This window comes from Pseudomonas sp. LARHCG127, from assembly GCF_052871455.1.
Genome location: NZ_JBIXJT010000024.1, coordinates 15,468 through 39,450, shown reverse-complemented (window position 1 = coordinate 39,450; position 23,983 = coordinate 15,468). Strand labels below are relative to the sequence as shown.

At 62.6% G+C, this 23,983-nt stretch carries 17 protein-coding genes; 2 read left to right on the top strand and 15 right to left on the bottom strand.

All coding sequences use genetic code 11. The features are described from left to right. Nucleotides 1-51: 51 nt before the first annotated feature. The 14 genes from ACIPQ1_RS27305 to ACIPQ1_RS27240 all read right to left on the bottom strand — a co-directional run bounded on the left by ACIPQ1_RS27305 (nt 52) and on the right by ACIPQ1_RS27240 (nt 20,408). Entirely contained in the window at nt 52-966 is a 915-nt protein-coding gene (locus ACIPQ1_RS27305) for an autotransporter domain-containing protein (RefSeq protein ID WP_250964899.1), read from the bottom strand. 337 nt (nt 967-1,303) lie between these two features. Further along, entirely contained in the window at nt 1,304-2,068 is a 765-nt protein-coding gene (locus ACIPQ1_RS27300; protein ID WP_284739213.1) for an endonuclease/exonuclease/phosphatase family protein, read from the bottom strand. A 451-nt stretch (nt 2,069-2,519) separates the two neighbouring features. Continuing rightward, the gene (locus tag ACIPQ1_RS27295) at nt 2,520-3,284 is read right to left on the bottom strand and encodes a PIG-L deacetylase family protein (protein ID WP_186705721.1); all 765 of its coding nucleotides are present in this window, start codon (nt 3,282-3,284) and stop codon (nt 2,520-2,522) included. A 248-nt stretch (nt 3,285-3,532) separates the two neighbouring features. Then, nucleotides 3,533-5,692 (bottom strand): glycogen debranching protein GlgX, encoded by a 2,160-nt coding sequence (gene glgX / locus ACIPQ1_RS27290; RefSeq protein WP_411384886.1) that lies wholly within the window; start codon nt 5,690-5,692, stop codon nt 3,533-3,535. Between the two features lie 259 nt (nt 5,693-5,951). After that, nucleotides 5,952-6,305 carry a DUF2934 domain-containing protein gene (locus ACIPQ1_RS27285; protein ID WP_411384885.1) on the bottom strand — a complete coding sequence of 118 codons (354 nt, stop codon included), beginning with the start codon at nt 6,303-6,305 and terminating at the stop codon, nt 5,952-5,954. Nucleotides 6,306-6,325: 20 nt separating this feature from the next. After that, on the bottom strand, nt 6,326-9,112 hold the full coding sequence (locus ACIPQ1_RS27280; protein WP_446535085.1) for a malto-oligosyltrehalose synthase: 2,787 nt from the start codon (nt 9,110-9,112) through the stop codon (nt 6,326-6,328). Continuing rightward, on the bottom strand, nt 9,109-11,187 hold the full coding sequence (gene malQ / locus ACIPQ1_RS27275) for a 4-alpha-glucanotransferase (RefSeq protein ID WP_446535084.1): 2,079 nt from the start codon (nt 11,185-11,187) through the stop codon (nt 9,109-9,111). The genes ACIPQ1_RS27280 and malQ overlap by 4 nt, the downstream gene beginning before the upstream one ends. Next, nucleotides 11,184-12,986 carry a malto-oligosyltrehalose trehalohydrolase gene (gene treZ / locus ACIPQ1_RS27270; protein WP_411384882.1) on the bottom strand — a complete coding sequence of 601 codons (1,803 nt, stop codon included), beginning with the start codon at nt 12,984-12,986 and terminating at the stop codon, nt 11,184-11,186. Before treZ ends, malQ begins: the two co-directional genes overlap by 4 nt. A 7-nt stretch (nt 12,987-12,993) precedes the next feature. Continuing rightward, a complete protein-coding gene (glgA, locus tag ACIPQ1_RS27265; RefSeq protein ID WP_207965915.1) occupies nt 12,994-14,565 on the bottom strand; it encodes a glycogen synthase GlgA in 1,572 nt (523 codons plus the stop codon). A gap of 641 nt (nt 14,566-15,206) precedes the next feature. After that, on the bottom strand, nt 15,207-16,169 hold the full coding sequence (locus tag ACIPQ1_RS27260; protein WP_250964907.1) for a D-2-hydroxyacid dehydrogenase family protein: 963 nt from the start codon (nt 16,167-16,169) through the stop codon (nt 15,207-15,209). Between the two features lie 11 nt (nt 16,170-16,180). Continuing rightward, nucleotides 16,181-17,212 carry an alpha/beta fold hydrolase gene (locus ACIPQ1_RS27255; RefSeq protein WP_446535083.1) on the bottom strand — a complete coding sequence of 344 codons (1,032 nt, stop codon included), beginning with the start codon at nt 17,210-17,212 and terminating at the stop codon, nt 16,181-16,183. A gap of 85 nt (nt 17,213-17,297) precedes the next feature. Next, a complete protein-coding gene (locus tag ACIPQ1_RS27250) occupies nt 17,298-17,732 on the bottom strand; it encodes a YqaA family protein (protein ID WP_446535082.1) in 435 nt (144 codons plus the stop codon). Then, on the bottom strand, nt 17,732-18,178 hold the full coding sequence (locus ACIPQ1_RS27245) for a DUF411 domain-containing protein (protein WP_411384878.1): 447 nt from the start codon (nt 18,176-18,178) through the stop codon (nt 17,732-17,734). The genes ACIPQ1_RS27250 and ACIPQ1_RS27245 overlap by 1 nt, the downstream gene beginning before the upstream one ends. A 235-nt stretch (nt 18,179-18,413) precedes the next feature. Beyond that, entirely contained in the window at nt 18,414-20,408 is a 1,995-nt protein-coding gene (locus ACIPQ1_RS27240) for a methyl-accepting chemotaxis protein (protein ID WP_411384877.1), read from the bottom strand. Between the two features lie 237 nt (nt 20,409-20,645). Here ACIPQ1_RS27240 and ACIPQ1_RS27235 point away from each other — a divergent pair, with 237 nt between their 5' ends. Then, nucleotides 20,646-20,834, top strand: coding sequence for a hypothetical protein (locus tag ACIPQ1_RS27235; protein ID WP_186705709.1), 189 nt, complete (start codon nt 20,646-20,648; stop codon nt 20,832-20,834). Nucleotides 20,835-20,843: 9 nt separating this feature from the next. Here ACIPQ1_RS27235 and ACIPQ1_RS27230 read toward each other — a convergent pair whose 3' ends face one another. After that, entirely contained in the window at nt 20,844-21,224 is a 381-nt protein-coding gene (locus ACIPQ1_RS27230) for a fe2+ zn2+ uptake regulation protein (protein WP_186705708.1), read from the bottom strand. Nucleotides 21,225-21,519: 295 nt separating this feature from the next. On the opposite strand from ACIPQ1_RS27230, the gene pvdQ reads away from it, so the two are divergent. Then, nucleotides 21,520-23,868 carry a bifunctional acylase PvdQ gene (gene pvdQ, locus ACIPQ1_RS27225; protein ID WP_411384876.1) on the top strand — a complete coding sequence of 783 codons (2,349 nt, stop codon included), beginning with the start codon at nt 21,520-21,522 and terminating at the stop codon, nt 23,866-23,868. Nucleotides 23,869-23,983: the final 115 nt, after the last annotated feature.

Here is a 23,983-nt window from a genome sequence, read left to right as displayed (position 1 = left end):
GCTGCGCTCGACAGCTCCTACAGGCCAATCGGCGATTGGAATATCGATAACTCACCAACGCATCCGCACCCCCATGCTGGTAATGATGCCATTGAGGTCGTTGTCATCGACGTCGCTGCTGTAATCGGCGCTGACATACAGGCTGACCGCCGGCGTAACCCGAGCCACCAGCCCCAGGCCGACTTCGACGGTGGAGGATTTTCGGCTGCTGCTGATCTTGTCGACCTTGTCCAGGGATACGGTACCGGCGCTCTGGACGGTGTGCCACAGGTTGGTTCGAACGTAAGGTTCCACGCCGAGACCGTTGACTTGATAGGTCCCTTTCAGCCGTGCGCCAACACGGCCACTCCAACTGCTCAGTTCATCGCCGGAGCCGCTTTCGGCGTTCGACGTGTTCAGGGTGACGCGCTGGTTGATCAGTTGTGCCTGGGGTTCGACCACCCAGTGGGTGCTGATCCCAATAGGAAAACCACCTTCGACCGACAGCGTCATTGCATGGCCTTGGGCGGCCTGGCGCTGGCCTTGTTCGGTGCGGCTGTAGCCATTGACCCGACCGCCGCTGGCGCTCAGGTCGACGTGCCAGCCCGCCGGGCCGGTCAGGCTCCAATAGGCGCCGAGGCTCGAACCTTTCAGGTTGAGGGCATCTGTGGCCGGTTCGGCCTGTGCGGGCATCACCAGCAGGCCGCCGCCGGTCGAAATGATCTGGTTTTGTCCGCTGATCAGCCCCATGCGCTGGGTATGGCCGCTGTCGTTTCGCAAGGTGAACAGGGCGGGGCTCTTGCCGGAAGTCGGCTCGCTTGCAAAGTGTGCGGCATCGAGGTGGGTAGACGGTGCTCGGCCATACCAGGGCTGCGTCGTCTCCTCGGCAGGCCAGGCCTGTACCTCCATGGATGAAAGCAGCAGCAACGACGTCGAGACGGTATGAAAAGTAGTGGAGAGTTCTTGCGGACGGTGGGAGGTTTTCATGGTGGCCTGCCTTGCAATCGCATGCGTTTCTCGCTTTTTTGGCGTCTCTCCTACCCCGAATGAGGGGCGACCGAATGGATTGGGGCAAGCCTCTGGCGGCCCGTCTCGGCGGGTTCCAGAGGCCTGCCCCTGACTGTGTTTCCGGGGGTAGTACGGTGTAGTCAAGAAGACTGATGGCGGTGCGTCAAGAAAATGAACGACGAATGGCAAGATGAAATCAGCGTCAATAACACGCTGATTTCAATTGAGTATTAAGGTGGTTGTTTCGGCGTCAAAGCTCCGTCGCGGGCGCCTGTCTAACAGGTCTACGCGCAAAAAGACTGAGGGAAGGCCCGTTCTACAAGTGCACTTCCACCGAAAGGGGCAGGTGGTCGCTCAGGTGGGTCCAGGGTTTGTTGCCCAGTATTTGCGGGGAATGGCTGGTGGCGTTGCGCAGGTAGACGCGGTCCAGGCGCAACAGCGGGAAGCGAGCCGGGTAAGTCCTGGCGGGACGGCCGAGGTGGTGCTCGAAGGCTTCGTGCAGGTAACCACGGCGGGCGAGGGCGAGGTTGCCGCGCAGTTGCCAGTCGTTGAAGTCACCGGCGATGATCACCGGCGCATCCTCGGGCAGTGAGTCGAGCAGTTGGCAGAGCAGTTTGAGTTGCAATTGGCGATGGCTTTCCAACAGGCTCAAATGCACACAGATGCCGTGGACCTCGGCGTGGCCCGGCACATCCAGCACGCAATGCAATAACCCGCGCCGCTCCGGGCCGGTGATGGACACGTCGAGATTGCGGAACTGGCGGATCGGGTATTTGGAGAGCAGGGCATTGCCATGGTGGCCATCGGGGTAGACCGCATTACGGCCGTAGGCGAAGTCGCTCCACATGCTGTCGGCGAGGAATTCGTACTGGGACGTCTGGGGCCAGTTGTCGTAGCGTGACGCGTGGCGGTCATGTTCGCCCAGTACCTCTTGCAGGAACACCAGGTCGGCACCGGTACTGCGCACCGCTTCGCGCAATTCGGGCAGGATGAAGCGCCGGTTGAGGGCGGTGAAGCCCTTGTGGGTGTTGACCGTCAGGACCCGCAGCCGATGAACCGTCGCAGGCGCGTCCGATGGCATGGGTTCGACGGCTCGCCAATCGGGGTCTTGAGTCACGTTCGCTCCTGAATCAGACGTACTTGTTCATGCGACTGACCCAAGGCACCGGCAGTTCCGGATTTTTCATATCCTTGCTGATCGCCATCGCGAGCAAGCTCGCTCCCACAGTTTTTTCTGCTGTTCACTCCTGATCATTCCAATCAACACACCGCTCTTGTGGCGAGGGAGCTTGCTCCCGCCGGAGGCTGCGATCTTTTGATCTTTCGCTTTGGACTCAATTGCTAGGGGCAAGATCGCAGCCTCGTTGCACTCGACAGCTCCTACGCAGCCGAGCGGGAGCAAGCTCCCTCGCCACAAAAGCGTTCAAGCCATCACGCCCAGCGGTAAACACTGTGGGAGCGAGCCTGCTCGCGATAGCGGTGTGTCTGAATCACCGTCACCCGCGAACAAACCCGCTTTCACAGGTGTGTGTTCAGATAAAGACAATCTCATACGGCAAACCCATCCGGTCAAGGATGACCCTGGGCAACAGTGGGGCGATGCCGCTCGCCGGTTCGCCGCTGAGTTGGCTGACGTAGGCGTGCATGGCGTGACGCTTGCGGGCGGTGGTCCAGACGTCGAGGCGCAGCTTGCGAGCCCGGTGCCAGGGGATTTTATTCTGCTCGCGGACCGGCCAGTGCCAGGCCCACACCGGCAGTTCGTTGAACGCCACCCCGATCCTGTCGGCGGCCAAGGCTCCGGCGCGCCCTACTGTGTCGTGGTCGCTGTCGCCGTCCTGGCGCCAGGTGCTGAACACCACGTCGCCGGGGCGAAGGTGTCGCGCAATGAAGGTGGCCAGTTCAGCTTCGTGTTCCACGAGGTCTTTTTCCGGAAAACCGCCGCGTACCCATTGCAGGCCATGGGCGTCGATGCCCAGGCGGTGCAGGGCGTCGACGCTTTCCTGGGGATGAGGGCGGTGCGTACGCAGGCGCTCGTCGGTCCACAACGGTGAACCGGGGTGGGCCAGGGCGCCATCGGTGACCGAAACCAGCAACATGGGCTGTTCGAGGTTGCTCAGCAATTGCAGCAAGCCGCCACAGGCCCCTACCTCATCGCCCGGGTGCGGGGCGAGAATGACGGCGCGGGCACCGGCGGGAATGAGCGTCTGGGTACTGATGATCGGAATATCGGCCAGTTGCGCAGCACTGTTCCAGATTTGCGGGTGCTGCCGGCCAGGCAGGCGAGAGGCGGGCTTCATAAGCGACATCCTTGTTGGTGTTCGATCTTTCAGTCATGCACCGGGCCTACTGTCCGGTGGCACCGATGTGAGCATGGCTGTGATTCACGGCGCTCCGAATCCTGGAGACTACCACGGGGGAAGTATTGACCATGTCAGCCCATTCGTCTCGTGACATGTGTATCTGAACTGGTTTTTTTTCGGCTAACTGGACGATTTGAAGGGAAAAACCGCATCCTTGCGGCCCCATGAGGTTAACTGCGAATCGTTCAATCCTCTTCTTCGCGTTGCAGCTCGAACAGCAGCAGCGAGCGTCCGGTGACGGAATACTCGGATTCGAAATCGAAGCGCTCCTGTCCACGAACGTTGGGCTGGTTGGTGTCGACCATGCAAGTCCAGAAACTGCCTTCGGGGACTTCCGGCAAGCGGAAGTTGACGATGTCATGGTGTGCGTTGACCACCAGCAGCAGCGTCGCATCGCCACCCTTGCGCCGAATGCCGGTTTCCTGGGCGCGGCCATCCATCAGCATGCCCAGGCAGCGGCCATGGCTGTCCTGCCACTGCTCGATGGTCATTTCGCTGCCGTCCGGGGCCAACCAGGTCACGTCCTTGACGCCGATGTCCTCGTTGTAGTTGCCCACCAGGAAGCGTCCACGACGCAGGATCGGGTAGGTCAGGCGCAACTTGATCAGGCGCTTGACGAATTTGAGCAGCGCCGCGCCATCCTCGCTCAGGTCCCAATTGACCCAGCCGATCTCGCTGTCCTGGCAATAGGCATTATTGTTGCCGTGCTGGGTACGGGCGAACTCGTCGCCAGCGACGATCATCGGCGTGCCTTGGGCCAGCAGCAGGGTGGCGAAGAAGTTGCGCATCTGCCGATGGCGCAGCGTGTTGATCTCAGGGTCATCCGTCGGACCTTCGACGCCATGGTTCCAGGACAGATTGTTATTGCTGCCGTCCTGGTTGTTTTCGTCGTTGGCTTCGTTGTGCTTGTCGTTGTACGACACCAGGTCATGCAAGGTGAAGCCGTCGTGAGCAGTGACAAAGTTCACCGAGGCGTACGGGCGTCGGCCACGCTGGTTGAACATCTCGCCCGAAGCGGTCATTCGGCTGGCGAAGTCGGCGAGCTGGCCGTCGTCACCTTTCCAGAACGCCCGTACCGTATCGCGGAACTTGTCGTTCCACTCGACCCAGCCCGGCGGGAAGCGTCCTACCTGATAGCCCCCCGGGCCGCAGTCCCAAGGCTCGGCGATCATTTTCACCTGGCGCAGTACCGGGTCCTGGCGGCAGGCGACGAGGAAACTGTGGCGCTCGTCGAAGCCATCATGGTAGCGGCCCAAGATCGTCGCCAGGTCGAAGCGGAAGCCATCGACATGCATTTCCGTGGCCCAGTAACGCAGGGAGTCGGTGACCATCTGCAGCACGCAAGGATGGCTCAGGTCCAAGGTGTTGCCGGTGCCGGAGTCGTTGATGTAGTAGCGTTTGTCGTCGGGCATCAGCCGGTAGTACGAGGCGTTATCGATGCCGCGCATGGACAGGGTGGGCCCCTGTTCGTTGCCCTCGGCGGTGTGGTTGTAGACCACGTCGAGGATGACTTCCAGGTTGGCCTCGTGCAGGTGGGCGACCATTTCCTTGAATTCGGCGATCTTGCCACTGGCCAGGTAGCGCGGGTCGGGCGCGAAGAAGGCAATGCTGTTATAGCCCCAGTAGTTGGTCATGCCTTTGTGCAGCAAATGCTGGTCGTTGACGAAGGCATGGATGGGCAGTAGCTCCACCGAGGAAACCCCGAGCTTGCGGATATGCTCCAGCACATCGTCGACCATCAACCCGGCGAAGGTACCGCGCACGTTTTCAGGCACCGAAGGATGACGCATGGTGAGGCCACGCACATGGGTTTCATACAGGATGGTCTTGTCCCAAGGCACGCTGACGCGATGGTCGTGGCCCCAGGTGTGTGCGGGGTCGATGACTTTACATTTGGGAACGAACGGGGCGCTGTCACGCTCATCGAAACTGAGGTCGCCATCGGGGTGGCCGATGGTATAGCCGAACAACGCTTCGGACCACTTCAATTGACCGACCAGTTGCTTGGCGTAGGGGTCGATCAGCAACTTGTTCGGGTTGAAGCGGTGGCCGTTCGCCGGGTCGTACGGGCCGTAGACCCGGTAGCCATAAATCAATCCCGGATGGGCATCCGGCAGATAGCCGTGGTAGATCTCGTCGGTGTATTCCGGCAGTTCGATGCGTTCGAGTTCGACTTCGCCGGCATCGTCGAAAATGCACAGTTCAACCTTGGTGGCGTTGGCTGAAAACAGCGCGAAATTGACCCCGAGGCCATCCCAGGTTGCACCCAGTGGAAAAGGCAGCCCTTCACGAATCCGCGAAGCCTCGATAATGGGCGGCGGCGTGGTTTTGTTTGGACGGGTCATAGTTGCTCCTGCAAAAAACAGACAGATACAGCGATGCGATTCATTAGAGCGGGGTAGGTTCCACCCTTCACCTGTGGCGAGGGGATTTATCTCCGCTGGGCTGCGCAGCAGCCCCAAATATTCAGCGTTAATGTCACAGGCTGATCGGGTTCACTCGTTTGGGCGCGCTGCGCACGCCAGCGGGGATGAATCCCCTCGCCACATGCAAACCCCTTTGGCACGAAGAAATGATTGCCCGAGACCGATGACGCAGGAGAAATCAAACCGCCGGCGGCTTGCGCGGTGCCCGCGGCTTCTTGTCGGCTGCCTTGTTCACGGGGGGCACTGTCGCTGCAGTCGCCGCGGAAGGCTTGGCCGCTGGCTTGACCTTGGGCGTGGTGTTCTTCGCGGCAGTCTTGGCCGTGGTGCTCTTGGCGGTAGCGGGTTTGGCGCCGTCGGTCTTGCTGGCCGCCGATTTGCTCGCGGCCTTGGGTGGCTTGCTCGGCGCCAGCGCTTCGGCTTCGGCGAGCTTGCGCGCCATCTCCCAGTGGCGTTTTTCCTGCCCGGTGGGCTTACCCTCGGACTCCCAGATCTGATAGGCGAATTCACGAATGCGTTTATCGTCGGTACTCATCGCAGTGCTCCTGATTCAACTCAAGATTGGATAAAGACATTGACCGGGAAATTCCCCAGCGCGGCGCTGATCAGCAGCTCCCTTTGGGGTGTGACTGTTGCGCTTGAAAAAAATCCCTTCAGTTTTTCATCCTTGGCGGCGAACGGTAACGACACGCGGGTATCGCCCCAATCCGACGCAACCACCAGCGGCACGGCACTGTTTTCCAGCAAATGCGCCACATGGACAGGTACGACAATGATCGCTCGCTGCTGCGAGTCCTCACGCATGAAAGCCAGCACCCGGTGGGCCTGCTCGCCGAGTACTTCCAACGGCTGGTAGCGGCCCTGGCGCCATAGCTGCGGGTACTCGGCCCGCATGGCCAACGTCCTGGCGATCAATGCCTGCTTGATCCGGCCGTCACGCCAATCCCGTACCAGCGCGGCCGGCGTGTTGTCGGCGTGCATTGCCTCGCGGCGCGCCTGGAAATCCACCGGGCGGCGGTTGTCCGGGTCCACCAAGCTGAAATCCCAGAACTCGTTGCCTTGGTACAGGTCCGGCACGCCGGGTACGGTCATGCGCAGCAAAGTTTGCGCCAGGCTGTTGAGCGCACCCGCCGGCGCCATGGCGTGGACCGCCTCGGCAATGGCGCTGCGCAAGGGCAGCCCCTCATCGCCCAGCAGCAAGCGTTCGAGGAACATCTGGGTGGCTTGTTCATAAGCATCGTTGACCGCCGCCCAGCTGCTTTGCAGCTTGGCTTCGCGCAGGGCCTTGCGTTGCCATTGCCATAGGCGCTCGTTGTATTCGGCCAGTGCCTTGTGGTCTTGGAGGTCGAGGTCCAGCGGCCAGCTGCCGAGCAACGCTTGGTAGAGGATCAGTTCATCACCGGCCGAGGGCGCAGACGGGTCGCTGTGCAGCGAAGGCGAGAGGATGCGCCATTGTTCGACGCAGGTGGCGTACCAATCGGCGCGCTCGCTGAGCACGGCCAGTCTGGCGCGGGTGTCTTCGCCGCGCTTGTGGTCGTGGGTGGCGGTGGTGATCAGGTTGTCGGGAAAATGTTCGAGTCGCTCGAGGCATGCCTGGTGGAATTCTTGCACCGGGGCGCTGAAGCGCTCGGTGTTATAGCCGACGTCATTGCGCGACAGCAGCACCGCCGAGCGATAGAGCGCGGTGTCCTCCACGGCTTTGGCGGCCGCCGGCGAAGTCAGTTGCTGGAAGCGCACGCAGGCGTGACGCAGGCGTTTACGCTGGCTGCCCCGCGGACGTTGCCGCCAGGGCATTCCACCGAGCCAGCCGGCCAGGCAATCGAGCACCGGCCAATCGGCTTCGCTGAGTATTTGCCGGGCACCTTCCAGGGCTTGGTTGAAATACACTTCGTCTTCGGCGGAGCGCCCCATGGGCGTGATGTAGGTGCGGTATACCGGGAAATGCACGATCAACGCCTGCAAGGCCCGCCGAATCGCGCCGAGGGTCAGGTCGCGGGTCATCACATCGTCCCGGGCCACTTGCAGCAGGGCCTGGGCGACACTTTCAAAATCCCCGGCCAAGGAACCATTGAGAATCTGTTGGCGAGCCAGGCGGGCTTCTTCAATGAAATGTGCCGGCCGCTCGCTGTGCCGGCTCCAGAATTCAGCGAGGGGGGAGGCACCGGCCGGGTCGTGCTGCAGCAGCGAGACCTGGTTCATGAACTCGTAGCCGGTACTGCCATCGATGTTCCAATCCCGGCGCAAGGTCTCGCCATCGCCGAGGATTTTCTCGACGAAGATCGGCAGGTGCCGCGACGGCGACAACGAGTCAAGACGCCTGCGTAATTTGCGGCAGTAACCGCGAGGGTCTGCGAGACCGTCGATATGATCGATCCGCAGCCCATCCACCAAATCTTCGCCGATCAGTTCGAAAATCTTGGCATGGGTGGCTTCGAATACGGCCGGACGCTCGACCCGCAGCCCGCCCAGTTCGTTGACATCGAAAAAACGCCGCCAATTGATGTCGTCCGCTGCGGTGCGCCAGCTGGCGAGCCGGTAGCTCTGGCGCTCCAGCAACTGATGCAGGCGCTCGAAACCCTGGGGCTGGGTGGAGTCGTAGGCGCCCAGGTTGTCCTCAATGGCGGCAAGGATGCCGGCGTGTGCCGCCAGGTCCTGCAACTCTGCTTGCAGCGGGCGGGCGAGGGTGTGGGCATCGCTCTGGTAATTCAATGTAGTGAAGCGCTCGGCCAGGGCCTTGAGCGGTTCGGCCTGTTCGGCGGGCAGGGTTTCGGCGGGCTTGAGCAGCTCGCCGTAGTGCATCGGGCAAATCGGGAAGCGGTGTTCGTAATGCTCGACATAGAAGCTGCCCTGGGCGGAATCGAAGCGCAGTTGCAGGGTGCCTTCCTGCAAGGTCACGCCGTAGTCGCTGCCCAGGAACGGTAGCAACAACTGGCCTTCCATCAGCGGGTCCGGGGAATGCCACTGGATGTCGAAAAACTCGCCGTAGGGGCTCAGGCGTCCCCATTCCAGCAGATCCAGCCACCAGGGATTGTCATTGCCGCCGACGGCCATGTGATTGGACACGATGTCGAGGATCAAGCCCATCCGGTGCTCGCGCAACGTTGCAACCAAGCGCTTGAGCGCGGCTTCGCCACCCAGTTCGGGATTGACCAGGGTCGGGTCGACAACGTCGTAGCCGTGCATGGAGCCGGCCCGGGCCTTGAGCAGCGGCGAAGCATAAATATGGCTGATGCCCAGCGAGGCGAAGTACGGTACCTGGGGGATGGCATCGTCCAGGGTGAAGCCTTTATGGAACTGCAGGCGCAACGTAGCCCGCAGTGGTTGGATCAACGTCTGTTTCATCGGTCACGCTCGTTCGCCTGAAGTCGCGCGCAGGCGAGTATTTCCAGGCGCCGGGCGGCGTCCGGGTGGTCCAGCAGCGCCTGGCTCTGTTGGGTCAGGCGGCGGCGCCAGTTGGGGTGGGTGTCGATGGTGCCGGGCAGGTTGGCTTGCTCCTCGATGCCCAGGGCATCTTCGAGTGGCAGCAAGACCAGCGGCGCTCGGGTGTGGCCGAGGAAGCGCACGCTGGCATCGAGCACCTGGTCGGTCTCTCGATGTTCTTCGCGAAAATTCTGCGGGTCCTGGTTCAGAACTTGGCGCAGGCCTTCGCGTTCGCGCTCGCGGTGTTTGCGCCAGTCCATCTCGGTGGGGGAATCGATCAGGTCCAGCCGGGCGTTCCAGTCGATGTCATGACCGTGCCACCAGCCGTTTAGCGTTGGCAGGTCATGGGTGCTGGTGGTCGCCAGGGCGTTGTCCGGCCAGTCGAGGATGGGCTTGAAGTGGGTGTTGTCCTGTTCGAACAACAGTACGCGCATGCCCAGGATCGAGCGGGCGATGAGTTTTTCCCGCAAGCCATCCGGCACGGTACCGAGGTCTTCGCCGAGCACGATGGCCTGGTGGCGATGGGACTCCAGTGCCAGCAGGCGCAGCAGGTCGTCCACTGGGTAATACAGGTAGGCGCCATCGCTGGGTGGGGCGTCGTTAGGAATCACCCAGAGCCGCTGCAAGCCCATTACATGGTCGATGCGCAAGCCGCCGGCGTGGGCAAAGTTGGCCCGCAGCATTTCAATGAAGGCGCGAAAGCCGTTGCGCATCAGGCCTTCCGGGGAAAACGCCGAGATGCCCCAGCCTTGGCCGGAGCGGTTGAGAATGTCCGGCGGCGCGCCCACGGTCAGTGACGCGAGCAGTTCGTCCTGGCGGCTCCAGGCCTGGCTGCCGCCACCGTCGGCGCCCACCGCCAGGTCGGCGATCAAGCCGATGCCCATGCCGCTGGACTTGGCGGCGCTCTGGGCGCGTTCCAGGCAACGGGCAATCAACCATTGGCAAAAGGCGTAGAAGCCGATCTCATCGGCGTTTTCCTCGGCGAAATGGGCCAGGGCCGCGCTGCGTGGATCACGCAGTTCTTCCGGCCACTGCCGCCAGTCGAGGCTTTCGCCCCGGGCCGCGCGTTCGGCCTGCAAGGCTTCGAAGCGGCAATGGTTCTCCAGTGCTTCACCGCTGCTGTGACGAAAACTGCTGAAGTCTTCGTGCAACGGGTGCGCGCCCTGGCTGAACCCGTCATACAGGGCGCGGAGGATTTTCTGCTTGGCCTGGGCGGCGACCGGCCAGTCGATCAGCGGCTGCTCTTCCAGGTTGCGCAGTTGATTGGTCAAGCCGGTGGCGTCGATGGCGGTGCGCAGGGCACGTTCACCGAGGATGGTGCCGGGCGCGGCGTACAGGCTGTTGAGAAACAATCGGCTGGATGGCGAATAAGGGCTGTAGCGTCCGGTGTCGCTGCTGAACATGGCGTGCATCGGGCTGATGGCAATGGCCTCGGCACCGCGCTCGCCGGCCACCCGGGCCAGCTCTTCCAGGGCCTGGGTGTCACCGAAACCACCGTCGCCGGGGCGTCGCAAGGCATACAACTGCGCGCTCAGTCCCCAGGCCCGGGGCGTCGGGTCGTCCACCGCATCGGCCACGCTGTAGCAGCGGGCCGGTGCGACGGCCAGGGTGAAATGCTGGTTCTGGATATGGACGTGCTGATAGCCCACCGGGACCATCCCTGGCAGCCTGGCCTCGGCATCGAGGTTCAGGTGCAGTGTCGCGCCGTCTTCGAGTTTGATTTCGCAGGGCGTCCCGGCCTCGAAGTAGCGGCTCAAGTCCAGGCTGGCCCCGACATCGGCGGTGATCAGCGGTGGCAGTTGATGGTTCTGTTGATCCTCCTGTAACTGCAGCAGGCTGGCGTCGATTTCCTGGGCGCTGCCGGCGGGATGGCCCAGGCCGGTGAGGACCGAGCGCAGGACGGCCGGCGAGACTTTCTGGGCCCTGCCATTGGCATCGATCCAATCCACCGCCAGGCCCGCTCGGCCGGCGAGGATTTCCAGTTGCGCATCGCTCATAGGCGCTCTCCAGTGATGGTGGGCAAGGTTGTCGCCTGCGTCAGACTGACCAGCGCGCTGTAGGGCGCAAGGACGCCCTGTTGCAACAGACCCATGGCCTGCTGCGGATGTTCGAAAAGAATGCGTACCTCTTCCGGAGCCTGGTGTTCGACGGGGCGTTCGCCAAGGTTCAGGTCGATGCGCAACACGCTGCCATCGCCCAGTCGCCAGCGTGCGCTGACGGCGCCATGGCCCAGCACATCGGCCCCGAGGGCTTGAGCGCCGGGCAGGCGCGGGACGATGTCCTCACGGCGGATTTTCAGCAGTTGGCGATACAGCGCCTCGCTGGCCTGTTGCTCCGGTCGCTGTGGTTCCAGGCTCGGGCGTGACGCCTCGAAGGTGCCGGCCGCGTTGGGGTCGGGAATTCGCTCGCGTTGCTGCGGGTCGGCGAAAGCACTGAAGGCCTTGAACTCGTTGCGTCGGCCTTCGCGCACGAGTTCCGCCAGCTCGCCATGGTGGCTGGTAAAGAACAGGAACGGTTGTTCGGCCATTGCTTCATCGCCCATGAACAGCAGTGGGATCATCGGTGACAACAGCAACAAGGCCGTCGCTGCTTGCAGGGCCTGGGGGGCGGCGAGCTGATGCAAGCGTTCGCCGAGGGCACGGTTGCCGATCTGGTCATGGTTTTGCAGGAACAGCACGAATGCGCTCGGCGGCAGGTGGCCACTGGGCTCGCCCCGGGATTCGCCATGGCGATTGATGTGGCCCTGGAAGACAAAACCCTGGCTGAGGCAGCGTGCCAGTTGTTCCGTCGGCTGCTCGGCATAGTCGGCGTAGTAGGCGTCGGTTTCACCGGTCAGCAGCACGTGCAAGGCATTGTGGCCGTCGTCGTTCCACTGGGCGTCGTAGCCCTGTTCCAGCAGGCTGGCCTGGTTGTGTTCGTTTTCCACGGTCAGCCAGACATGCCGGACCGGGTCCACCTGTTCGCGCACCCTGGCTGCCAGTTCTTGAAGGAAATCCGGGTCTTCGATGGCATGCACCGCGTCGAGGCGCAGACCGTCGAAACGGTATTCCAACAGCCACATCAGCGCATTGTCGATGAAGAAGTCCCGCACTTCGCGACGGCGAAAATCAATCGCCGCGCCCCAGGGCGTGTGCTTGTCTTCGCGGAAGAATCCCTTGGCATAGCGGTGCAGGTAGTTGCCATCAGGGCCGAAGTGGTTGTAGACCACATCCAGGATGACGGACAGGCCATGACCGTGGGCACTGTCGATCAGATGCTTGAGCTGTTCAGGCGTGCCATAGGACGCCTGGGGCGCGTAGGGCAGCACCCCGTCGTAGCCCCAGTTGCGATCACCGGGAAACTGCGCCAGCGGCATCAGCTCGATGGCGGTGACGCCAAGCCCCGCCAGGCGCGCTAGATGCTGTTCGAGCCCATTGAAACCGCCGAGGGCGCCCACGTGCAGTTCGTAGATCACGGCTTCGTGCCAGGGGCGGCCGGACCACTGGGTGTGCCGCCAGGAGTAGGCATGGGGGTCGACCACCACGCTGTGGCGGTCAATGTCGCCGGCCTGGGCGCGAGAGGCCGGGTCCGGCACCTCCAGCTCGCCGTCGATGTTGTAGCGATAGCGGGTGCCGGCGGGGCAACGGGTCTGGATCATGAACCAGCCGTCGGCTTGGGGCAGTAGCGGTATTGAATCGCCAGTGTCGAGTTCGACACTGACAAAAAAGGCATCCGGGGCCCAGAGGGCGAAGCGGGTGTGCTCGTCATCCAGCATCACCGCGCCATGGGTCCATGTTTCAGGCGTCCTTGACGTCATTGTTACCTCATTGTCTGGCCGATTTTCCCAGGGACTTTGCCACCAGCTGTTCGTAGAGTTCGGCGTAGGGTTCCACGGCCTTGCACCAGTTGAACGGCGCCGACATGGCCCGGCAGCGCATGGCGTTGAGCAGGTCGGGGAACTCGAAGACCTTGAAGGCCCGGCTCAAGGCCTGTTTGTAGCTCTCCACCGTGGACTCATCGAACAGGAAACCGGTGATGCCATCTTCGATGGTGTCCGCCAAGCCCCCGGTATTGCGCGCCACCGGCAACGAGCCGAAGCGTTGGGCGTACATCTGGCTCAAGCCGCAAGGCTCGTAGCGCGATGGCATCAGCAGGAAGTCGCTGCCGGCAAACATCCGCCGGGCATCGGTTTCGTTGAAGCCGATGCGTACGCCGATGCGGCCGGGGAAGCGCAGCGCCAGTTCGCGCATGGCCTGTTCTTCCTCCGGTTCGCCACGGCCGATGATGGCGATCTGGCCACCGGACTCGACGATGAACTCGGCGACCGCTTCGGTCAGGTCCAGGCCTTTCTGGTAGACCAGGCGCGACACCACGGCGAACAGCGGGCCCGTGGAGTCGTCGAGGCCAAACAGCTCCCGCACATGGCTTGCGTTGACTGCCTTGCCTTCCCAGTCGCCGATGGCGAACTGGCGGAACAGGTGCGAATCGGTGGCCGAATCCCAGCTTTCGTCGATGCCGTTGGGAATGCCGCTGAGCAAGCCTTGTTGGGTCTTGGCCGCGAGGAAGCCGTCAAGCCCGCAACCAAACGCCGGGGTGGTGATCTCCTGGGCGTAGGTGGCGCTGACGGTGGTGATATGGCTGGAGTAGGCCATCCCGGCCTTGAGGAACGACAGTTTGCCGTAGAACTCCATGCCTTCCTGTTGCAGGGCGTGCTCGGGGATGCCCAGCTCCGGGCAGGAGGCGAGGCTGACCACGCCCTGGTAGGCCAGGTTGTGGATGGTGAACAGGGTCGGGGTGCGTTGCCCGCGCCAGTGCATGTAGGCGGGCGCCAACCCGGCTGGCCAGTCGTGGGCGTGGACCAGGTCCGGGCACCAGTGGATCTGCGCGAGGTTGGCGGCGATGTCGGCGGCGGCAAGGCCCAGGCGGGCGAAGCGAATGTGGTTATCGGGCCAGTCGCGGCCGTTGTTGGCGCCGTAGGGCGAACCCTCGCGGGCAAACAGTTCCGGGCAGATCAGGACGTAGATCACCAGGCCATCGGCCATGTCCATGCGCCCGATCTTGCAGGGCGGTAGCGCTGCGTGGCCGCCCAGTTCGCCGATGATGTGGATCGGATTGCCGCTGTTCATCACTTGCGGATAGCCGGGGATCAGTACCCGGACATCATGCAGCCCGGCCATGGCCCGGGGCAGTGCCGAGGACACGTCGCCCAGGCCGCCGGTCTTGACCAGGTCGGCGATTTCCGAGGTGACGAACAGGACTTTCTTGCGGTTGGGATTCTGTCGAGCGACGGGGAGCAGTGCCTTGCCGCCGGTGGCCAGCACCGGGGCCGTCGGCGACTCGGCCGCCGGCGGTAATTGTGAACGGACTTGTTGTGGTTCCAAGGCAGCACTGATCATAAATATCTCCCATTTTCTCGATCTGTTTCCGGCAAGCGCCAGAGCTGTTGTTTCATTGGCCGAATCCTGCGGCCAGGCGCACAAGCGCTACGAAGGAAAGCGAACGGCTACCCAAACGCGGCGAAGCGAAGCAGCTGGAGGAGCTGTTGCAATGACCAGTGCAAGGACTGCACCAGTCGCTATTGCCCTACCTCTAACCTGACCTGTCGCCGTTGCGAAAAGTTTCGACTTTTTTTCGTCTGGATGACCGGTCGGTTTTCCTCCCGGTTAGGCAGTCTAGGTCAGATCCTAGAGCGGTGCGGCTCGGTTCGTCGCATTGTCCGACAATCACGTTTTTTAGCGGCAATGTCTTACACGACGTTGGGGAATACGCACCGACGAAGTGCACATTCCTGAAAAGAAAAAAGTGTAGGGGGAGGGAGTTGGTTCACTGATGTGCGCGATGGGATGGCGCGACGCACCATCGGGGGGCGGGTGAAATAGCGGCGTTTTGATGGCTAATCACGCCCACTGGAAACACCCCTGTCCCCTGTGGGAGCGAGCTTGCTCGCGATAGCGGTGTGCCAGTCACCAACCCTGCAACTGACCCTCCGCTATCGCGAGCAAGCTCGCTCCCACAAAGGGAACAGTGGTGCTCCTGCTCAGCCCGCCGGCGTCAGCAACCGAATCGGCGTGCCCGCCGCCCAGGCCAGCAGGTCCTCGATCATCAAGGAATAGAACCTCTGGTAATTCTGTCGGCTGACGTAACCCACATGGGGCGTGGCCAGTACGTTGTCCAGGGTTCGGAACGGATGGGCGGCAGGCAAGGGCTCCTGGGCAAAGACGTCCAGGGCGGCACCGGCCAAGCGTTTGTGCTGGAGGGCGTCGATCAGGGCGGTTTCATCGACGATAGGCCCGCGGGAGGTGTTGACCAGCAGCGCCTCGGGTTTCATCCAGGCCAGCGCCTGGGCATCCACCAGGCCGCGGGTGCGTTCGCCGAGCACCAGGTGGATAGAGAGGATGTCGGCCTGTTCGAACAACGCTTGTTTGCTGACATAGGTCACGCCCACTTCGGCGGCTCGTTCGGCGCTGAGGTTCTGGCTCCAGGCGATGACCCGCATGCCGAACACCTGGCCGAATTGCGCCACCCGCGTGCCGATGCTGCCCAGGCCGAGGATTGCCAGCGTCTTGCCGTGCAGGTCGCCGCCCAGGCCTTGCTGCCACAGCCCGGCGCGCAAGGCATTGGCTTCCTGCACCAGGTTGCGGGTCAGGGCCATGATCAGCGCCCAGGTCAGTTCGGGCGTGGCGTGCTTGTAGCTGTCGGTGCCGCAGACCTGGATGCCCAATTCGGCGGCGGCCTTCAGGTCCAGGGCGGCATTGCGCATGCCGCCGGTGAGGAGCAGCTTGAGATTGGGCAGGCGGCGCAGCAGGCCTTCGTCGAACACGGTGCGTTCGCGCATCACGCAGATCACCTCGAAGCGCTGCAAACGTTCGGCGAGGGTGTCGCGGTCGGCGGGATAGTCATGGAGAAACGTCACCTGGCCGACGCTGTCGAGCACCGACCAATCCACCACGCCGCGTGCCACATCTTGCCAATCGTCTATGACTGCTATTTGCACCGCCATGGATCACCTCGTCAGGGAATGGGTTTGTCCAGCCAGCCGAGCAGCGCCTTATGGAACCGATCCGGCTCTTCCATTTGCGGGGCGTGCCCCAGATTGGGGAACTCCACCAGGGTCGCGCGCGGAATCAGCCCGGCCACCTGCTTGCCCAGTACCTCGTAGTGGCCCAGTTTGGCCTTGACCGCCGGCGGCGCGATGTCGCTGCCGATGGCGGTGGTGTCCGAGGTGCCGATCAGCAGCAGGGTGGGCACGGTCAGGTCCTTGAACTCGTAGTAGACCGGCTGGGTGAAGATCATGTCGTAGATCAGCGCCGAGTTCCATGCCACTTGCTGATGACCCGGGCCCTTGTTCAAGCCGGCAAGCATGTCCACCCAACGGTCGAACTCAGGTTTCCAGCGGCCGGCGTAATAGGTAGTGCGCTCGTAATTGCGAATCCCCTCGGCGGTGACCTTCAGCTCACGGGCGTACCATTGGTCCACGGTGCGGTAGGGCACGCCCAAGGCTTTCCAGTCTTCCAGGCCGATGGGGTTGACCATTGCCAGGCGTTCGACCTGATCGGGAAACTGCAACGCGTAGCGGGTGGCGAGCATGCCGCCGGTGGAATGGCCGAGGACGATGGCTTTCTGTACGCCGAGGGCCTTGAGCAAGGCCTGGGTGTTGGTTGCCAGTTGCTGGAAGCTGTACTGGTAATACTCGGGTTTGCTCGAGGTGCAGAAGCCTATCTGGTCTGCCGCGACGACCCGGTAGCCGGCCTCGCTGAGGGCCTTGATCGAATCGCCCCAGGTGGCAGCGCAGAAATTCTTGCCGTGCATCAGCACCACGGTGCGGCCATTGACCTTGCCTTGGGCCGGCACGTCCATATAGCCCATCTGCAAGGATTGGCCCTGGGACTGTAAGGCGAAATGCTTGAGGGTGTAGGGGTATTCGAAGCCTTCCAACTGCGCACCGTAGGCCGGGCCTTCCGGGGGATTGGCGGCCTGGGCGAGCAGGGGCAGGGCGGCGGTGAGGAACAGGCTGGGCAACCAACGGGGCATGATTCGGGGCATGGTCGATCTCCTTGTGGCCGCCGCCGATCCTGGCGCGACTCGATTATGGCGACATTAACCACAGGCAACCGAACGGCCCGAACGTTCAACCCATCCAGCCCAGCGTGGCCAGGGCGAGCACGCCATAGCGCATGCCTTTGGCCAGGGTCACGATCAGCAGGAAACGTCGCCACGGCTCGCCCATCACCCCCGCCACCAGGGTCAGCGGGTCGCCGATGATCGGCAGCCAACTGAGCAACAGTGACCAGCGGCCGAAGCGCTGGTAATGCAGGCGAGCCTTGTCCAGGTGGGCCGGGCTGACCGGAAACCAGCGGCGGTCCTTGAAGTGTTCCAGGCGCGTGCCCAGCCACCAGTTCACCAGCGAACCCAGGACGTTGCCGACTGTGGCGACCGCGAGCAGCAACCCGGTTTCGTGGCGCTCGCTGAGCAACAGGCCGACCAACAAGGCCTCCGACTGCAGCGGCAACAAGGTCGCCGCGCCGAACGCCGCCAGGAACAAGCCGATATAGGCTTCGCCCATCAGTGGGCCGGGTAATCCGCCACCACGGTTTGGGTCCCGTCTTTTTTCAGGCCGATCACTTGATAAGCGTCGCTCATGCCATCCATTTCCATGCCGGGCGAGCCCATGGGCATGCCTGGCGCGGCCACGCCGAGCAAGTCATCGCGCTTGCCCAACGCCAGCACCTGGTCGGCCGGGACATGGCCTTCGACGAATTTGCCGTTGATTTCGGCGGTGTGGCAGGAGCGCAGGTTCGGCGCCACGCCCAGGCGTTGCTTGACCGAACTCATGTCGGCCTCGACATGGTCGTTGACCTTGAAGCCGTTTTCTTGCAGATGCGAGATCCACTTTTTGCAGCAGCCGCAATTGGCATCGCGGTGCACATCGATGGTCACCGGCTCGGCGGCCTGGGCCAGGGAGGTGAGGAACAGGGCGCTCAAGGCGAGCAGGTGCAGGGGGTTGGCCATGGAGGTGGTCTCGTGTCGTACGGTTTGGAGGGAGGATAACAGAGTAGCGAGCACGAGCTGACAGGGGGCTGAGGCGGGGATTACAGAATTGTCAGGTGGGGGGCGGAAGAAAACCTGTGGGAGCGAGCTTGCTCGCGATAGCGTCGGATCAGCCGACATTGATGTTGACTGTTCGACCGCTATCGCGAGCAAGCTCGCTCCCACAGGAGGGCAGATCTGGAATTTGCGTGTCGCCTTAGCGCACCTTGAACCGTCCCATGATCGCATTCACCCGCGTGTTGGCTTCCAGCAGTTGCCGGGTATTGGCTTCGCTGGCCAAGCCGCTTTCCACCAGTTCCTCCACCATGTGGCGGATTTGCACCATGCTGCGATTGATCTCCTCGGTCACCGCGCTCTGTTGCTCGGCGGCGGTGGCGATCTGGGTGCTCAGGCTGTTGATCTGGCTGACCGAGCCGGCCATTTCGTCCAGGCCCGAGTTCACCCGTGACGTCGCATCGGCGGCCGACTGGCAGCTGGCCTGGGTGTTTTCCATGGCCGAGACCGACGAACTCACGCCCTGGGTCAGGCGGGTCAGCATTTCGTTGATTTCCGAGGTGCTGGCCTGGGTGCGAGCGGCGAGGGCGCGGACCTCGTCGGCCACCACGGCAAAACCACGGCCTTGCTCACCGGCCCGGGCGGCTTCGATGGCGGCGTTGAGGGCCAGCAGGTTGGTCTGCCCGGCGATGGCGCCGATCACACCGAGGATTTCGGTGATGCGCTGGGCGTCCTGTTGCATGCTCTCGACCTTGCGGGTGGCGCTGGCCACTTCATCGATCAGCGCCACCACACTGTTGGAGGCCTCGCCGACCACCACGCGGGAGCGGTCGGCATGCTCGTTGGCGCGTTGGGTGAACGCGGCGGTCTCGGCGGCGTTTTGCGCGACGCTTTCGGCCGTGGAGCTCATCTGGGTAATGGCGGTCACGGTCTGGTCGGTTTCCGAGGCGTGGCGCATCAGGATTTCGCTGGTGTGGGCCGAGGTCCGCTGCAGATCGCCGAGGCTCGACGCCATGGCGCCGGTGGCCTGGGTGACTTCACCGATCATGCCTTGCAGGTAAGCGATGAAGCGGTTGACCGAATGACCGATCGCGCCCAATTCATCCTCGGCCCGGATGATGATGCGTCGGGTCAGGTCGGCATCGCCCGTGGACAAGGCGTCGATGTTGCCTTTGAGCACCTTCATGCGGTGGGTCAATTGGCGGATCGCGTAAAGTTGCATCAACACCAACAGGATCACCATTGGGATCTGCAGCAGGCTCAAGGTGTTCAGCACATCGTCGCGTTGGGCGGTGATCAGTCGGGTTGGCAGCGCAGTGGCAAGGAACCACGGCGAACCTTCGATAGGGCGCATGAAGAAGGTGCTGGCCTCGCCCTTGTTGTCGAACTCGACCCGCTGCAACGGCTGGTCACGCTTGGCCAGGCCTGCCTTGACCTGGGCAGCGAATGGCGAGGATGCCGCCAGGTCGCCGATATTCTTCAACACGATCGGCCCGCTGATGCGCGAACTGTTGCTGATGATCTTGCCGTCGCCTTCGACGATCAGCATTTCGGCGCTCAGGTCGGCTTCCTTGCGCGCAATCAGGTCGTTGAAGAAGCCCAGGGTCACGTCGATGGTGGACACGCCGTAAGGCACGCCATTCTTCTGGATGGCCATGGCGCAGTTGGTGCGGGGCTCGGCGCTGGCGTCGTCTTTATAGGCTGCGGCCCAGGCGCATTTGCCAGGCGGCGTGGCCATGCCGCCCTTGTGCCAGGGTTGCTCGTAATAGTTGGGCGCGGCGTCACTGTTCCAGAAGGTATTGACCACCAGCTTGCCGGACGCATCGCGATGCCAGAACGTGCTGAACTTGCTACGTCCCTCGGCCCGCTGGTTGGGCAACGGCCAGATCCCGCCGCCGAAGACTTTCAACTCGCCGTACTGGTCAACCAGCCCCGGCAATACTTTGTCGATGGCATCGCTGTCGAGCAACGGGATGGTCTGGGTGATGCTGCGTTGCTGCGCCTGCACCTTGTTCAGTTCGCCCTGGATCTGCTCGGCAACCTCGGCGATGCGGTTCAGCGCCACTTGCTCTTCAGTCTGGCGCAGCTTGGGCGCCACCAGGTAACTGATGCCCACCACGGTCAGGAGGGACAACACCAGCATGAAAATGACCAGGAACAGGGTGTAGCGAGCCTGAATCGTTCGGAATGAGGGCATGTGGAAATCCTTGCACGAAGGCGACTTTCTGGAGCAGGCGGATGGGCAGTCCTGATTGTATCGGCCTGGGGTGATGCAGCTTTAGAGGTCAGTCGGTCAAGGAATAAAACGAGGGGATTGCACGAAGACTTGCCTTCGGCTGTACCATGATGCCCCCTTGGCAGCCTGTCATTCCGGCAATACGGTATGGACCTGGCAGCCTTTGGATACAGAACGGATACATTCAGGAAATTGGCAATGACTCATTCGCAACGTTTGAAATACTCGATTCTGATCGTTCTCGTCGTCCTGGCAATCATGCTGGGGCTGTCCTGGATGCAGGGCCAGGGCATGATCAGCGAGCAGCTGTTTCAATACATCGCCATTGCCGTGGCGGTCATCGTGGTGGTGATCAACGGCGTGATGCGGCGCAAGGTCAAGCCCTGAGCGCCGGGTTCAATCCTCGGCTTCGAGCACGGCCATCGCGCTGGGGTGCAGGCGGTAGCTTTTATCGGGGTTGAGGGTCACGACGCCCTCGCTGCACAGGCGCTTCAACACCTCGCGCACGCTGAGAAAGGACAACGGAATGTCCAGCCCCAATAACTGGCTGTGCACACCACGCACGCCCAGGCAGCGGTTTTCGTGGGCGGCCTTGAGCAGCGCATCGATAACTTTGAGGCGAATCAGGCTGGTCCTGAGCCCGAAGCTCTTGAGCAGGCGCCTGATGTGGTCGTTGCCGCCGCGCTCTGGCGGCCTGTCGAATTCACGGTGGGTGGCATTCAGCGAGACGCCGGTCGGCCTTGGCTTGCCCTCCATGGGCAGTTGCGCGTTACGCATGCAGAAACTCCTTACCAGCCTGATCAGAAAAGGTCACGAATACTCTCCTGTTATAGGACGAACGAGGATGGGCAATCATGAAGGCGGCGATGTGAAAAAATTGCCCCGGCTTCGTCAAACCCCCGTGCTCAAGCGGCGCCAGGCCATTAATTTTTTTTTATCCGGTTCGTTTTCAAGGTAGGCACATTCCGGTTCAGCATGCGGTGTGTGATTTCCCAGGCGGGCCGAGTGTTGTCTACAGGCGCAGCGGTAGCCGTTCTGGTTTTTGCGGTTTTCATCAGGAGAGAACGTGAGAATGTCCGGGCAGTTATCGAGGGTTGGCCTTACAGGCGCTTTTCTAGGGATCGCCCTCGGGCTCAGCCCTGTGGTCTATGCGCAGGACGATGGGGCGCAGGCCAGTGCCGAGATCCGGCGCACCCGTTTTGGCGTGCCGCATATCCGGGCTCAGGACGAGCGTGGGTTGGGTTATGGCATCGGCTATGCCTACGCCCAGGACAACCTGTGCCTGCTGGCCAATGAGATTGTTACGGTCAACGCCCAGCGCTCGCGTTATTTCGGGCCCGAGCAGGTCACGGTCGAACAGCGGGAGAACCGCGTCAGCGACCTGTTCTTCAACTGGCTCAATACGCCGCAAGCGGTTTCCGGTTTCTGGCAGGCCCAGACGCCCCAAGTGCAGCAATTGGTCGAAGGCTATGCGGCGGGCTACAACCGCGCGTTGGCCGAGCACAAGGCCAAGGGCCTGCCCGAACAGTGCGCCAGCGAGTGGGTACGGCCAATCACTGCGCTGGACTTGGTCAAGTTGACCCGTCGGTTGTTGGTGGAAGGCGGCGTCGGCCAATTCGCCGAAGCCCTGGCAGGTGCGCAACCGCCCAAGGCGACCGCGCTCGCCGCCGCTCCGGCCGCGAGTTTCGCTGCCGCCGCGACCCGGCAGCAGCGTTTTGCCCTGGAGCGCGGCAGCAATGCCCTGGCCATCGGCAGTGAGCGCTCGTTCAACGGTCGTGGGATGTTGTTGGCGAACCCGCATTTTCCGTGGGTGGGCGGCATGCGTTTCTACCAGATGCACCTGACCATTCCCGGCAAGCTGGACGTCATGGGCGCGGCGCTGCCAGGCCTGCCGATGATTAACATCGGTTTCAGCCAGCACCTGGCCTGGACCCACACCGTCGACAGTTCCAAGCATTTCACCCTGTACCGCCTGCAACTCGACCCGAAGGACCCGACCCGCTACTTGCTCGATGGCAAGTCCGTACCGATGAGCCAACAGACGGTCACAGTGGACATCCAGCAACCCGACGGCCAGGTGCAGACGGTTTCCCGCGTGGTCTATGGCTCGCAGTTCGGCCCGATCGTGCAATGGCCCGGCCGGCTGGACTGGGATAACCGGTTCGCCTACAGCCTGCGGGACGCGAACCTGGAAAACGATCGGGTGCTGGCCCAGTGGTACGCCATGAACAAGGCGGTCACGCTCAAGGACTTGCAGGCCGCCGTCCATGAGATCCAGGGCATTCCCTGGGTCAATACCCTGGCGGTGGACGACCAGGGGCAAAGCCTCTACATGAATGTGTCGGTGGTGCCGAACGTCGATGCCGACAAACTGTCCCGGTGCAGCGATCCCAGGGCCGGGTTGCAGATGATCGTGCTGGATGGTTCTCGCAGCGAATGTGCCTGGGGCAGCGATGCCAAAGCGGTACAGAAGGGCATTTATGCCGCCGACAAGCTCCCGCAGCTGCTGCGTCGTGATTATGTGCAGAACTCCAACGATTCGGCCTGGATGGTCAACCCGGCGCAACCCTTGTCCGGTTATTCCCCGTTGATCAGCCAGCACGGCCAGCCACTGGGGCTGCGCGCGCGTTTTGCGCTCGAGCGGATGGGCCAGTTGGCCAAGGCCGGGCCGGTGAAGGTGGAGGATTTGCAACACATGGTCATGGACGATCAGGTGTACCTGGCGGACCAGGTGATGCCGGACCTGCTCAGCGTATGCGCCGGTGACCTGGGGAGCGATGCGCGGACGTTGGCCGAAGCCTGTGCCAGCCTCAAGGCCTGGGATCGCAAGGCTGGTTTGAATAGCGGCCTGGGGTTCGTGCATTTCCAGCAGATCATGGAACGGCTGCAGGCGCTGCCTGACTCATGGCGCGTCGCGTTCGATCCCAAGGATCCGCAACGCACCCCGCGCGGCCTGGCGATTGAGCGGCCGCCTGTGCTCAAGGCCGTGCGCGAAGCCATGTTGGCCTCGGTGGAGGCGGTGAAGGCTGCCGGGTTGTCGAAGGACAGCCGATGGCAAGACGTCCAGGTGGCCAGCAGTGGCGCCCGACAGACACCGATCCACGGCGGCCCCGGGGAGCTGGGCATCTATAACGCGATCCAGAGCGTGCCGGGGGCGAACGGCAAGCGAGAGGTGGTCAGCGGCACCAGCTACCTGCAAGTGGTGACGTTTGACGATAAAGGTCCACAAGCCCAGGGGCTGTTGGCGTTCTCCATTTCCAGCGACCCTGCTTCGCCTTATTCGGCCGACCAGACCCAGGCGTTTTCGCAGAAACAGTGGAGTGTGCTGCCCTTCACCGAACAGCAGATCAAGGCTGATCCACAGTATCAGGTCCTGATTATTCGTGAGCGGGATGAGGCGGGCAGGGTGGCGACGCAATAACCGCTGTTGTACCTGAGGCGTTCGGCAAACCCGTGGCGAGGGAGCTTGCTCCCGCTTGAGCGCGAAGCGCTCACAAATGGGTCTGCTGCGCAGCCCAGCGGGAGCAAGCTCCCTC

What these genes read in the sequence shown, in the direction of transcription:
- ACIPQ1_RS27305 (WP_250964899.1), bottom strand. Translation starts at nt 966, where the DNA reads ATGAAAACCTCCCACCGTCCGCAAGAACTCTCCACTACTTTTCATACC.
- ACIPQ1_RS27285 (WP_411384885.1), bottom strand. Translation starts at nt 6,305, where the DNA reads ATGAGTACCGACGATAAACGCATTCGTGAATTCGCCTATCAGATCTGG.
- ACIPQ1_RS27240 (WP_411384877.1), bottom strand. Translation starts at nt 20,408, where the DNA reads ATGCCCTCATTCCGAACGATTCAGGCTCGCTACACCCTGTTCCTGGTC.
- pvdQ (WP_411384876.1), top strand. Translation starts at nt 21,520, where the DNA reads ATGTCCGGGCAGTTATCGAGGGTTGGCCTTACAGGCGCTTTTCTAGGG.
- ACIPQ1_RS27255 (WP_446535083.1), bottom strand. Translation starts at nt 17,212, where the DNA reads ATGCCCCGAATCATGCCCCGTTGGTTGCCCAGCCTGTTCCTCACCGCC.
- ACIPQ1_RS27295 (WP_186705721.1), bottom strand. Translation starts at nt 3,284, where the DNA reads ATGAAGCCCGCCTCTCGCCTGCCTGGCCGGCAGCACCCGCAAATCTGG.
- ACIPQ1_RS27260 (WP_250964907.1), bottom strand. Translation starts at nt 16,169, where the DNA reads ATGGCGGTGCAAATAGCAGTCATAGACGATTGGCAAGATGTGGCACGC.
- glgX (WP_411384886.1), bottom strand. Translation starts at nt 5,692, where the DNA reads ATGACCCGTCCAAACAAAACCACGCCGCCGCCCATTATCGAGGCTTCG.
- ACIPQ1_RS27300 (WP_284739213.1), bottom strand. Translation starts at nt 2,068, where the DNA reads ATGCCATCGGACGCGCCTGCGACGGTTCATCGGCTGCGGGTCCTGACG.
- ACIPQ1_RS27230 (WP_186705708.1), bottom strand. Translation starts at nt 21,224, where the DNA reads ATGCGTAACGCGCAACTGCCCATGGAGGGCAAGCCAAGGCCGACCGGC.
- glgA (WP_207965915.1), bottom strand. Translation starts at nt 14,565, where the DNA reads ATGATCAGTGCTGCCTTGGAACCACAACAAGTCCGTTCACAATTACCG.
- ACIPQ1_RS27250 (WP_446535082.1), bottom strand. Translation starts at nt 17,732, where the DNA reads ATGGGCGAAGCCTATATCGGCTTGTTCCTGGCGGCGTTCGGCGCGGCG.
- ACIPQ1_RS27245 (WP_411384878.1), bottom strand. Translation starts at nt 18,178, where the DNA reads ATGGCCAACCCCCTGCACCTGCTCGCCTTGAGCGCCCTGTTCCTCACC.
- malQ (WP_446535084.1), bottom strand. Translation starts at nt 11,187, where the DNA reads ATGAGCGATGCGCAACTGGAAATCCTCGCCGGCCGAGCGGGCCTGGCG.
- ACIPQ1_RS27235 (WP_186705709.1), top strand. Translation starts at nt 20,646, where the DNA reads ATGACTCATTCGCAACGTTTGAAATACTCGATTCTGATCGTTCTCGTC.
- ACIPQ1_RS27280 (WP_446535085.1), bottom strand. Translation starts at nt 9,112, where the DNA reads ATGAAACAGACGTTGATCCAACCACTGCGGGCTACGTTGCGCCTGCAG.
- treZ (WP_411384882.1), bottom strand. Translation starts at nt 12,986, where the DNA reads ATGACGTCAAGGACGCCTGAAACATGGACCCATGGCGCGGTGATGCTG.